This window comes from Paenibacillus agaridevorans, from assembly GCF_003112455.1.
GTDB lineage: Bacteria > Bacillota > Bacilli > Paenibacillales > Paenibacillaceae > Pristimantibacillus > Pristimantibacillus agaridevorans.
The window spans coordinates 1-13,592 of sequence record NZ_BDQX01000149.1; the positions used below are offsets into that span (position 1 = coordinate 1).

At 52.1% G+C, this 13,592-nt stretch carries 5 protein-coding genes; 4 read left to right on the top strand and 1 reads right to left on the bottom strand.

The genetic code is table 11. The features are described 5' to 3' along the window. Positions 1–173: 173 nt before the first annotated feature. Positions 174–6,410, bottom strand: a complete 6,237-nt coding sequence (locus PAT3040_RS13830; protein WP_108993164.1) for an SdrD B-like domain-containing protein — start codon at positions 6,408–6,410, stop codon at positions 174–176. Positions 6,411–6,755: 345 nt separating this feature from the next. Here PAT3040_RS13830 and PAT3040_RS13835 point away from each other — a divergent pair, with 345 nt between their 5' ends. The 4 genes from PAT3040_RS13835 (at position 6,756) to PAT3040_RS13850 (ending at position 13,348) form a co-directional block, all read left to right on the top strand. Next, positions 6,756–7,910: a response regulator gene (locus PAT3040_RS13835; RefSeq protein ID WP_087569388.1), complete on the top strand. Its 1,155-nt coding sequence runs from the start codon at positions 6,756–6,758 to the stop codon at positions 7,908–7,910. 207 nt (positions 7,911–8,117) lie between these two features. Next, positions 8,118–10,115: an excinuclease ABC subunit UvrB gene (uvrB, locus tag PAT3040_RS13840; RefSeq protein WP_108993166.1), complete on the top strand. Its 1,998-nt coding sequence runs from the start codon at positions 8,118–8,120 to the stop codon at positions 10,113–10,115. A gap of 15 nt (positions 10,116–10,130) precedes the next feature. Continuing rightward, positions 10,131–13,016 (top strand): excinuclease ABC subunit UvrA, encoded by a 2,886-nt coding sequence (gene uvrA, locus PAT3040_RS13845; RefSeq protein WP_108993169.1) that lies wholly within the window; start codon positions 10,131–10,133, stop codon positions 13,014–13,016. 116 nt (positions 13,017–13,132) lie between these two features. Next, entirely contained in the window at positions 13,133–13,348 is a 216-nt protein-coding gene (locus tag PAT3040_RS13850) for a hypothetical protein (RefSeq protein ID WP_108993171.1), read from the top strand. Positions 13,349–13,592 lie beyond the last annotated feature (244 nt).

Below are 13,592 nucleotides of genomic sequence, written 5' to 3' on the forward strand. Positions count from 1 at the left end.
AATGGCGGTGCAGGGATCCCTGCACCGCCATTTTTTAGGTTTTTAAATTTTTCATTAGCCAGAATAACCTGCAAGTTTCACTGTATAATTTCTGTCTCTTTCTCGAAATGAAACTTGCTGGCGCCATCCTCGCGAGGTGGCGCCAGCTTAGGGTGAAGTGTTGCTTAAACAGCTTAGGACGTTTTGCGGTTGTTTCTAAAGCGCAAGTAGATGCCGATTGCCACGAAGGCTGCACCGATCAGATAGAGCATCAGATAGCTCTCTTGACCTGTCTTAGGCAGCGTATTGACGTTCGGAGTACCCTCGAGTCCTCCGCGAGGAGGTTCCTCGACATCGATGTCGAACCAGAATTCTTCCTCGTTGCCGTCAGCGTCCTTGATGATGACGGAGAATCTGTCTTTGCCCGTGTAACCCTTGTTAGGCGTATAGGTGACTTTACCGTCCGGCGTTATCGTAACGCTGCCGTTCTTAGGCGGCGTACCGGTAGCGGTCGTGCCGCCTTTCGGTACATCGACTTCGACGTCGATCGGCGTATCTTCCGGCGTCTTCTCCGTTACGGTCGTCGGCGTTGGCGTTGGAGCCGGAGTCGGCGTACCTGTACCAGGTGTCGGAGTCGGTGTAGGCGTTCCCGTTCCTGGTGAAGGAGTTGGTGTAGGCGTAATGCCTGGCTCCTCCGTCTCTTCCGGATCCGTCGACGGCGATGGAGATGGCGTTGGCGTCGGGAATACCGGCGGAACGTAATAATAACCTTGATCGATGGTCATGTCCTGCCACACGGCCGGTCCGACAGGGCCGATTGCGATTGTTTCCGTAAAGCCGCTCAGCGTCGGGTTAGAGTCTTCGGCAGCCGATACGCCATCCGCCCCTTGACGGGTTGAGATGTAGAATGGAGGCGTCTCGAACTTCACATAATAGTCGCCCGCTACCAGATGGTCGAACAAATAGTAGCCTGGCTTGCCGTCTTTATCAGCGGTAAACGTTGTTGCAAGCAGTGTCTTGCTGGAATCGTAGAGCTTGACGGTTACTCCGTTCATGCCATATTGATCCTCTTCGTCTTGCTTGCCATTATAATTCCAATCGTGCCAAACATAATTACCGATGGCACCTTTACGTACGATACCGAAGTCAATCGTGTGGTCATGCCAGCCTTTAGGTGCCATTGGTGCCAATTCGCCAATGGTGATGGCGACTGTCGTATTCAACGCATCAACCGCATTGGAGTCCAGCTCGTCTGCGCCGGCGCCGCTGCCTTGCTCTGCTAGCGTAACTTCGTGATTGTCGTCTAAGACAAGCTGAACGAAGTAGTCGCCGCTTGCCAGATTGTCGAACAGGTAGTAGCCTGGCTTGCCGTCAGGACCGTTTACCGTTTTTGTCTCCGCATATACAGGGCCGGCGGTACTGCCTCTGTACAGACGCAGCGTAACATCATTTAAGCCTTGCTCGGTAGCGTCCTGAATGCCATTGCGATTGACATCAAACCAAACATAGTTGCCTATGGTGCCCTGCGCTACCAAACCGAGGTCGATGTGCGGGTTCACCCAGCCGAACGGCGCCGTCTCACTGATTTCGATTGCATTCGTAATATTGGAAGCGTTCGTTTGATTGGAGCCGTCTACGGCATTGTCGTCGGTTTCAGCTTTCGTTTTTTCGTATTCATCTGGGAAGACGAACTCCACGTAATAGTTACCTTGCGGCAGTTCCTTGAAGCCGTAGTAGCCTGGCTTGCCGCCTTCCGTTTTCGTCACGTCGGTTTTGTACGGCGTTCCTCCCACCGTATTCCGGTACAGATTAACAGTCACGCCGTTAATGCCGTGCATAGGGTCTTCGTCTTGGATGCCGTTGCGGTTGCGGTCATGCCAGACATAGTTGCCGAGCGCGCCTTTGCCGGTAAAGCCAAGGTCAATCGTCATATCCACCCAACCGGCAGGGCCGATTGGAATGGCGTTAACTGTTTTGCCTTTGTCCGGACCGGCATCTTTCACGATCAGATTGGAGTCTTTCTCTGACGTTACACCGTTTTCCTCCATCTTCGCCAGATCATAAATGGAAGGCGTTTCGAATTTTACATAATAGTTGCCTTCGACAAGATGATCAAACAAATATTTGCCGTCGGCATCCGTTCTGACCGAATCAACTAGCGTTTCAACAGCGCCGGTCTTTTTATATAGCTCGACGATGATGTTTTCAATGCCGGGTTCACCAGCATCTTGACTGCCGTTGTCGTTTTTATCGAACCAAACGAAATCACCGATTTTGCCTTTCGCCTGCAGTCCAAGATCAATGGTATGATCCTTCCACTTGGCGGGGCCGATTACGATTTTGTTTGTTAATCCTGTCGTATCTGTTACGTTGGAATCGATCTCTTCGTTATTGCCGACTTTTTCCGTCGTCTTGTCGTAGCTGGTCGGAACAACGAATTGAACATAATAATCGCCGCGAGTCAGGTGCTCGAACAAATAATATCCCGGTTTATTGTCAGTCGGATTGTTCGCCGTTGTCGTACGGGCGACTTCTGTGCGAGTTCCTCCGGTTTCCTTAAACAGAATAACTTCGATGCCGTTAATGCCCTTTTCGTCAGCATCCTGAAGGCCGTCGCGGTCCCAATCGAGCCATACGTAGTTGCCGATCTCGCCTTTTGCGACGAGACCGAGGTCAATCGTCAAATCTTCGAATCCGTTGTTGCGATTAATCGTAATGACGGCAGTTTTGTTATCGCCGTCAAGCGGATTGGAGTCGTTGGCAGCGTCGCCAGGAACATTTTTCGTCAGACTGTAATCGTCTGGCCATACGAACTCGACGACATAGTCGCCAGGCGCCAGGTTATCAAATAAATAATAACCAGGTTGCGTCGAACCGTTATTGGTAGTTGTTGTTGTCGCCAGGGCCGTTGTTTCACCGTTTTTGTACAACTTGACGGTAATGCCGTTTATCCCGGTCTCGTCAGCATCCTGTAGGCCGTCGCGGTTGCGGTCCAGCCAGACGTAGTTGCCAATACGTCCCGTATTGACGACATTATTGATCGTAATGAGATGTTCGGTCGTCGAGTTGATGACGATATCCTTTGGTGTTGTGTCCAGCTTGTAGCCGTTCGGTGCCGTCACTTCGATCAACTCATAAACGTCGAAAGGCAAGTTGTTGAAGATGACTACCCCATGCTCGTCTGTTGTTGCTGTCGGAATATCATCCACGCCATATTTTGGCTTGATCTTAAAGACCGCGCCCTCCAGCTTGACGCTGTTTCGGTCGTCGGCTTGCTTAACGACCTTTACGCTACCGCGATAGGATGCGTCAGACGGGAAGGTGAAGCCGGAAGCCGAGTTTTTGTTGACGGAGAATGTATGCTCCGTAGGTTGACTCGTTACCGATGAACCCCAGCCGCTCATTTTGTATTGATTCGTTGTGTTGCTGCCCACTCCTGTAGCCAACGTGGACTTATACTCCAGCTTGTATGCCGCCTCTTTGTTTGCTGAGTTGTTAATTGTCAGCTTGAACTTAAGATGACCTGTAGGCGTTGGCGTAACATCCAGGAATTCGATGTTATAGTCGCTTGTCGCGACAGGTGTCAGCGTGAAGTGACTATCCGCCGATGGATTTGCTCTGTTCGGCAGCGCTTTGTACAGCACGAACGAATCCTTTACCAACGTTTGATATTGGTCGGGCGTATCCTCGATCACAATCTCGTTTAAGTAAGACAAACTACGGTTTATCCACACCGTCCACTCGGCCAGCCGCATGCTGTCCGGAGTTTGTTTGAATTCTTTTACAATAAACTCGTTGCCGTATGACGGCGACACGCTGGCCGTTAAGGTAGCGCGAAACAGCGGATTACCGCTCGTGAAAGTCGCTGTATTGTTGATAGTCTTCGGCACCAGCTTGCCGGTCAGGGATGTCTCGAACGTAATCAGATGCGGGCCCGTAATAGGGCCGCTAAACGTGATCGTTACTACATCGGGATCTGTGCCATTGAGAGCGTTATTGACGGTATAATGAGTACCTTCTACTAAAAGCGCTCCAGGGGTCAAGCTTCCGTCAGCCGCAAGCGTCTGAGGTCGGATCTTCACGGAACCTGCCACAAGGGCTTGATCCGCTTGCAGCGTGTCTGTCACAACAGCTCCCGAAACTCCTGAGGCACCCGTAACGGTTTCGTTATGATAGTTGAACAAGACGTTCCATGTCGTTTTTTTATTAGTGGCATCATAAGTGCCGCTCTTGTTACCGTTATGTCTCGTGTTATCGTTTGGTATGATCGTATGGCCGTCGGACTGGCTGCCCTTGCCGTAGCCGGTCAATTGAACGCCCGTTGTTTTGTCAACGATTTGTCCCCACGAGAACACGCCGGTGTTACGGAAAGTATAGTTGTCTTTGTTCCAGGCATTGTTGCTTGCAAACCACTCATAATCAAAGTTGGTTTGGTAAGTGATCGTATGCTCCGTATTGAACAGATAATTGTCGTTAAATACGATCTCGAAGCCAGTCTCAAGCCCTGCTCCGTTAGTCGTCGACGTTAGCACATAGTCATTAGCCGAGCCCTCGACAAGCGGAGTGGCGGAGCCTTTACGCTTGATAGACAACGTTCCTGGAATCAATTTCAGGCCCATATTGTTAAACGTGTCGACCAGTTTAACTTTGTCTAGGCCGTTTTCCTCAAAGCGATATTCGTTTTTGTTCAGCATGATCGTCCAGTCCATGACTTTCGAATTGTAGTCCGAAATAAGGCCAGACTTGTCGATCACTCGTTGTACATAGCTGACAGAAGCGCTTTGACTGGTGACCGTGGGATCGTTTGTGGTCAAGCTGTTGGTTTTGGATTCGTTTTTGATCACTGGAGCAATGGCTTTTGCTTTAGTCTTGTAGACAATTCGATAGGCTTTGTCTACCGGGCCGATAAGCTTAAGAGCAAAACTGTCTTTAACGGTAGCGCTGCCTGAAGGCGTGTGAGTAATGGCATAGTTGCCGCTCGCTGCGCCCGCGTTTATGGAGCTGATAACAGTTCCTGCCGAGCCGTTGGCTGCGACATTGATAGTTTCGACGACCATCGAGCCAGGAACAAATTCATGGCCAGCCGGCAGAACATCGGTTAATACCGGATCAGTAAGCTCCAATTGCCCGAAGTTGAAATATAGCGTCCAGATTGCGATATGATTGTCGTCGGAATCGTACCCGCCGGCTTCTTTTTTGATCACGGGTCCGCGCTGAACGGATACGTCGGCAGACGCAGATTTTTTTTCGATCGCACCGTCAAAAAGCTTGACGTAATTGGTAAGCGTCTTGGGCGCTGCCGGCGGTGCGGGAAGGACCGCGTCGCTCTTGACTTTCGTTTTAAAATAAATGCGGTAAGCGGGAGCTGGATTGATGGGGTCGGTAGGACCGAAATCAATCGTAAACTTATTTGTAGCGGCATTTGAACTAAGCGAGTAGTCTGGTCCTGGACCTGGTCCTGGGCTTGGGCCTTCAGTCAACGCCGCGCCTTCCGTAACAGTGTTGTTCATGCTGACAATCAGCGGAACGACTACGACGCTGGTAGTATCCAATTCGAGATCTGCAGGCAATGTATCTTCGACAATGACATGTCCTACCTCACCCAGCGTTTTGTTGACGTCGATGGACCAATTAACCTCGGAAGTATTGAGTGTCCGATCGACACTCTTCATTTCCTTGCTGATGCTCGGCGTAGGATTGCCAAGATCAACGGGTATCTTTACAGTGACTGTCGAAGATGCGTTGACCGGAATCTGCACCACGACTTCGCGATTCTCGATGACGGTGGTCTCTTCAAGCCAAGCATTGATCTGCATGCCGCCCTTCTTCTGGCGAGATTCTGGAGCGCCGCCTTGCGGGACGAACGTAATCGTAATCGTTTTCGATGCTTTGCTCACCGAGAATGTACCTGCCGCACCTAGCGGGACGTCCAGGATATCATCTTCAAGTTTCAACTGAGCGGGAAGATTAAAAGTATACGTTCCTCCGTTCTCGGCCACGTTGTCATCAATTTCCCAATCGTAAGCCAAAGTGAACGGATAGTTAGTCGCCCCTAGAGAAGCCTCAAAGTCGCCGGTATAGCTTGGCGCTGCCGCTCCGTAAGAAATGGCTGTAAGTAGGGAGGCGCAATCGACATCAGGCGTTGCTGTAGAAAAGCAAGCTAACAGCGCATCGTTGCTAAAATTGTCCCCCTGCAGCAGAAGCGTCTGCTTGATTACGGTATCGGGAACTGCAACTGGAGCAGCCTCGGAATACTGTAAGAAGCCCCCCCATTGCACCGTTTGCAGCAACAGCATCAATGCCAGCACAAGCGAAATGCTTTTTTTGCGCAAACTTCCTCTCGAGTCCGCCAAGCCGGCGGTAAAACCCGTCAACTTAAGAAAATCAATTGAACGGTCTTTCGTTTTCTTTTTTAATCGTGAAGCTCTCACACTATCATTCCTTTCAAACCTGGTTCAATGTTGGCTTAAATGTATAAAGTTGTTTAGAGTGGTTCATGAAAACAAAAAACAATCTCTAATTTATATGTATTTTTGCAGCTCCTTTCCCGATAAATATAGTGATCGTATCTGACTGGGTCAATTGTAGCATTATTACTCTGATGATATCGTACAGAACTCGACAATTTCTGAACATTTTGTCGGAGATTTAGGAATCGTGTCGGGATGATTAATATATTTGAGATTCTATTACAACAACTTTTGACCCTTATATGTCGTAAATATAGCTAACGAGTTCTTGCGGATATTCAAGAATGGGGAATTGGGGTGCTTCGAATGAGATTGCTGCTGGTGGACGACGAAAGACTGGCGCTTATACTACTAGAGAAGGAGCTTCGCTCCGTGGCAGAGAAGTCGGGCGTCCCCGTCGAAATCGTGGCGCTTCAATCACCGGGGAGCGTCATGGCGGAGGCGGAAAAGTGGCGTCCCGACGTGGTGTTCCTAGACATTCACATGCCGGAAATATCGGGTCTGCAAATCGCGGAGATGCTTCAGGAACGTCGTCCGGAGATCATGGTCGTCTTTATGACCGCTTTCGACAGCTATGCCCTGGAGGCTTTCGAGCTAAGCGCTATCGATTACGTGCTCAAGCCGCTGGTACGGGACCGCCTCGAGAAGACTTTTAAACGAATCGTGGCCAGGAGAGAGGTGCCGGACATAGAAGAGCTTCCGGTGCAGGATACCAAAAGCCACGTCATTCTGTGTTCGGGCACGCTGCTGGTGCAATCGGGCATCGGAGAGCCGGAGCTGCCAAAGTGGCGTACGGCCAAGGCGCAGGAGCTGTTCGCTTATCTCTTGCTTCGAAGAGGCGCTACCGTGCACAAATCGACGATTCTGGAGCTGCTTTTCCCCGAGCTCGGGATGAAGCCGGCGATGGCCCGGCTTTATACGGCTATCTATCAAATCAGGCAATGCATGGCTCTGATGGGTCTCGATATTACGATTCAGAATATAAGCATGCAAGAAGCGTACATTCTGCGAGTAGGGGAAAATGTGACGATCGAGAATGAACGGTGGGAGCAGGAGCTTCTCGTTGCAGCCGAACAAGAGCCGCCTCTCTATAATAGGATCGAAGAGCTGCTTGCTGATTACGATGGCGGATACTTGCGCGATCATGATTACGTGTGGGCGGAGGGAGAACAAGCGCGGCTCAGCGGTCTTTGGATGAGTCATGCACGCAAGCTGGCAGCCTACTTGGAGACGCAAGGGAGAGAGGACGAGGCGCTCAAGCTGTATGTCAGGCTGCAAGAGATGGACCCGTATCAGGAGTCGGACGGGCTAGCCATTCTAAAGCTTTACGAGCGTCTGGGTCAGTACGATAAAATAATAGGTTATACTACGCAGCTTGAGAATTTGTTTATGGAAGAGCTGGGACTGCCTTTGCCGCCTTCCATTGCCGCATGGCGGGAAGAGCGGGGGCTGCGCTCATAGACAGCTATATAATAGGATCGAATAGACGGGGAATTCGCGGATGATGCGATTCCCCATTTTCACATTGCATCTGATAAGCCGAAACGATATAATCTATGAGAACACACATTCTTATATATGTACGTCAATCACTATGTTGAGATGAACCTAATTTGACTATACTGTATACATTCAGCATTCAGAGACGGACGGGAGGAGGAAGCGATTATGGAGTCAGTTCCGCAAGATAAGGTATTCCAGCTTAAATCCGAATATACGCCGCAGGGCGATCAGCCGGGCGCCATCAAGGCGATTGTTGACGGAGTCATCGCCGGCAAGCGCCATCAGACGCTGCTGGGCGCGACGGGTACAGGCAAGACCTATACGATTGCGAACGCCATCGCAGAGCTGAACCGGCCTACGCTGGTCATCGCGCACAACAAGACGCTTGCCGCGCAATTATGCAGCGAGTTCAAGAGTTTCTTCCCCGATAATGCGGTAGAATACTTCGTCAGTTACTACGATTATTACCAGCCCGAAGCCTATATCCCTTCGACGGACACGTTCATTGAGAAGGACTCCAGCATCAACGACGAGATCGATAAGCTGCGGCACTCCGCGACAAGCGCATTGTTCGATCGAAGAGACGTCATCATCGTAGCAAGCGTATCGTGTATCTACGGCTTGGGTTCGCCGACGGAATACGGCAGCCTCGTGCTTTCCCTGAGAGTAGGGATGGAGAAGCCGCGCGATGCCATTTTGCGCAAGCTCGTTGATATCCAATACAATCGGAACGATATTAGCTTTACGCGGGGAACTTTCCGTGTTCGGGGCGATATTGTCGAGATCTTCCCCGTGGCGAATAACGAACGAGCCATCCGGGTGGAGCTGTTTGGCGACGAGATCGAGCGGATCTCCGAAATCGACGTGTTGACCGGAGAAATCGTCGGGGAGAGGGACCATGTCGCGATCTTTCCGGCCTCCCACTTCGTTACGCACGAGGAGACGATGAAGGTAGCGCTTGTAAACATCGAGCGCGAGTTGGAGGAGAGACTCGCGGAGCTGCGCGAAGCGGGCAAACTGCTGGAAGCACAGCGGCTGGAGCAGCGTACGCGTTATGATCTGGAGATGATGGCGGAGATGGGATTCTGCTCCGGCATTGAGAACTACTCCGGCCCCCTAACCTTCCGCGAAAGAGGATCGACGCCGTACACATTGCTGGATTATTTCCCGGACGACTTCCTAGTCGTCATCGACGAATCCCATGTATCGCTGCCGCAGATCAGGGCGATGTTTAACGGAGACAAGGCGCGCAAGGAAATGCTCGTAAACCATGGCTTCAGGCTCCCCTCCGCCATGGACAACCGGCCGCTCCGATTCGAGGAGTTCGAAGGAAAAGCGAAGCAACTCGTCTATGTTTCCGCGACGCCGGGGCCATACGAGCTTGAGCATTGTCCAACCATGATCGAGCAGATTATCCGTCCTACCGGCCTTGTGGATCCCATTATCGATCTGCGGCCGACGAAGGGGCAGATCGACGATTTGCTGCATGAGGCACGCGAACGGATCGCAAGGGACGAGCGCGTTCTCGTCACGACGCTCACGAAAAAGATGGCCGAGGATCTGACCGATTATTTGAAGGAAGTCGGCATTAAGGTCCGATATCTGCATTCCGACATCAAAACGCTGGAGCGGCTGGCGATTCTTCGCGACTTGCGACTAGGTGTCTTCCATGTGCTCGTGGGCATCAACCTGCTCCGGGAAGGTTTGGATCTTCCGGAGGTTTCGTTGGTCACGATTCTGGACGCGGACAAGGAAGGGTTCCTGCGCTCCGACCGTTCGCTCATTCAGACCATCGGACGGGCGGCGAGGAACAGTGAAGGGCGCGTCATTATGTATGCCGATAAGGTGACGGATTCCATGGACCGAGCGATTAAGGAGACGGAACGGCGGCGCGCTATTCAGGTAGCCTATAATGAGAAACATGGCATTGAACCGCAGACGATCCGCAAGCGGGTGCATGACGTCATCGAAGCGACGAAGGTTGCCGAGCAGAAGGCGGAGTATTTGACGGGCGCGGATTCCGGCAAGATGACGAAAAAGGAACGCGAGAAGCTGATCCAGCGTCTGGAAGCAGAGATGAAGGAAGCGGCGAAGAGCCTGCAATTCGAGCGGGCTGCAGAGCTTCGGGATGCGCTGCTTGAGCTGCGCGCCGAGAATGGGTAGTAGGAGGAGAAAACAATGGCAAGCGATAAGATCGTCGTAAAGGGCGCTCGAGCCCATAACCTGAAAAATATAGATGTGACCATCCCCCGCGACAAATTTGTCGTGCTCACGGGACTGAGCGGTTCCGGCAAGTCCTCGCTGGCATTCGATACAATCTACGCGGAGGGCCAACGCCGTTACGTGGAGTCGCTGAGCGCGTATGCCAGACAATTTCTGGGACAGATGGAGAAGCCGGATGTCGATTCCATCGACGGTCTGTCGCCTGCCATCTCCATTGACCAGAAGACGACGAGCCGCAACCCTCGTTCAACGGTAGGTACAGTAACGGAGATTTACGATTACCTCCGTCTGTTGTTTGCCCGGGTAGGCCGGCCGCATTGTCCGGAGCATGGCATCGAGATTACATCGCAGACGATCCAGCAGATGGTGGATCGGATTATGGAATATCCCGAGCGGACGAAGCTGCAGATTATGGCTCCTGTCGTATCCGGCCGCAAGGGCGAGCATAGCAAGCTGCTTGCCGATATCCAGAAGCAGGGCTACGTCCGTGTACGCGTGAACGGAGAACTTAGGGAGCTAAGCGAAAAGATCGAGCTGGAGAAAAACAAAAAACACAATATCGAGGTGATCATCGACCGGATCGTGGTGAAGCCGGATATCCACGCTCGACTGGCTGATTCGCTGGAGACGGCGCTTAAGCTGGCGGAAGGACGGGTGCTGGTAGATGTCATGGATCAGGAAGAACTTCTGTTCAGCTCCAATCTGGCCTGTCCCGAATGCGGGTTCAGTATTGACGAGCTGGCGCCGCGCATGTTTTCGTTCAATAGTCCCTTCGGGGCTTGTCCGGAATGCGACGGTCTCGGCGCCAAGATGATCGTGGATCCCGATCTGCTTGTGCCGGACAACACCAAGACCATCGAAGAAGGAGCCTTTCTGGCCTGGGCAGGGAGCACCTCGAACTATTATCCGCAATTTCTGAGCGCCGTGTGCGTCCACTACGGCATTCCTCAAAACGTTCCGCTGTCGGAGATTTCGGCGGAGCAGATGAAGAAGCTGCTGTACGGCACGGGCGGGGAGAAGGTGCGGTTCCTCTACGAAAATGATTTTGGACATCGCAAAGAAGCCTTCGTCCCGTTCGAAGGTATCGTGAACAATCTCGAGCGGCGTTATCGGGACACGGCATCCGAGATGATGCGCGAGCATATCCAGAATTATATGAGCGCCAAGCCTTGCGGCGGATGCAAGGGCCAGCGCCTGCGCAAAGAGAGTCTGGCCGTTACGATCGGCAGCGAGAATATTGCCTTCGTTACGTCTCTTTCGATCGGAGAAGCGAAGCGTTACTTCGACTCCCTGGATCTGACAAAGAAGGAGCAGACGATCGCTCATCTTATTCTCAAGGAAATCAACAGCCGACTTGGCTTCCTCGTCAATGTAGGTCTGGAATATTTGACGCTCAGCCGCGCGGCGGGAACTCTGTCCGGCGGCGAAGCGCAGCGGATTCGGTTGGCCACCCAGATTGGCTCCAGCCTGATGGGCGTCCTCTACATTCTGGATGAACCAAGCATCGGCTTGCATCAGCGGGATAATGATCGTCTCATCGAAACGCTGGAGCATATGCGCAATATCGGCAATACGCTTATCGTCGTGGAGCATGACGAAGATACGATGATGGCGGCCGACTATATTATCGACATCGGCCCTGGAGCGGGTATTCACGGGGGACAAGTCATCTCCCAAGGGACGCCGCAGGAAGTTATGGCCGACGAGAACTCGCTGACGGGACAATACTTGAGCGGACGCAAGTTTATCGAGGTGCCGCTGACACGGCGCGCCACAGGCGAGAAGTGGCTGGAGGTCCGCGGCGCGAAGGAGAACAATCTGCGCGGCGTCAACGTCAAGATTCCGCTCGGCGTTTTCACGGCGGTAACTGGCGTATCGGGCTCCGGCAAGTCGACCTTCGTGAACGAGATACTGTATAAGACGCTTGCCCGCGACTTGAACAAGGCGAAGGTTCGCCCCGGCCAGTACAAGGAAATGCGCGGCATTGAGCACTTGGAGAAGGTCATCGACATCGACCAGTCTCCGATCGGACGTACTCCGCGTTCCAATCCGGCTACGTATACGGGCGTCTTCGATGATATCCGCGATCTCTATTCCAACACGAACGAGTCGAAGGTCAGAGGCTACAAGAAAGGCCGCTTCAGCTTCAACGTCAAGGGCGGCCGTTGCGAAGCCTGCCGCGGCGACGGCATTATCAAGATCGAGATGCATTTTTTGCCGGATGTCTATGTGCCTTGCGAGATTTGCAAAGGCAAGCGCTATAACCGAGAGACGCTCGAGGTTAAATACAAGGGCAAAAACATTGCCGAAGTGCTGGAGATGACGATTGAGGATTCCTGCACGTTTTTCGAAAACCTGCCGCGTATTCATCGCAAGGTAAAGACGCTGCTGGATGTTGGCTTGGGCTACATGACGTTAGGACAACCCGCAACGACGTTGTCGGGCGGCGAAGCGCAGCGCGTTAAACTGGCGGCGGAGCTGTACCGCCGCAGTACGGGGACGACGCTGTACATTCTCGACGAGCCGACAACGGGACTTCATGCACATGATATCGACCGTCTGCTGACCGTGCTTCATCGTCTAGTGGACGCCGGCGAATCCGTCTTGGTTATCGAACATAATCTTGATGTCATTAAGACGGCGGATTATCTGATTGATCTGGGACCGGAAGGCGGCAACGGAGGCGGTACGATTGTCGCTACGGGATCGCCGGAGCAAGTCGTCAAGGTAGAGGGATCCTATACAGGCCGTTATTTGAAGCCGATTCTAGAGCGCGACAGGGGACGGACGGAAGAGCGGAAACGCAGCCTTCAGCAGGTAGGAGCAGGCGCGCAAGAATAATCCGTGTCAAATCGTGACAAACTTGTTACGAATGTGATTTCGGACTTGCAACGTAAGCGTCTAGAGGCTAACATAGACTAAGATTAGGTTACGTGTGACTTGGAGGAGGTCCCCCTATGTTGTTCCTAGCAGAAGAAGCTACAAAAACAAGCACGATTGACCCGTTCGATTGGTTTATGCTTGCTTTTACGGTCATTATTGCAATCGGCTTTGTGCGGCTCATTATGGCGCGTCCAAGGAAAAACCTGTTTGCTATTGGCTTCACGACCGTAGCGCTCGGTTTGTTCCTGTTCATCGACTATGTGATGATCTTTAAGGTTTGGCTGGCGTAGAGGCCTTTGAAACAAGAAGCGGTCTGTCGAGTGATCTCGGCAGGCCGCTTTTTTACCACAATATAATTTATTAGTTTCCGAAGTATTTGGATGAACAAACCGGTCGCTCATCCTCGAAGTACTTCATTAGAAGTTTTTGCAGCTGCAACCCGAGGAAATTTGGTTAGAGCGTGCGGCGTAGCGACTTTGGTACTTTACTATGAGGCCAAAAAAACGGCTCCTCTGGCGCGAAGCCCGAGGAGCC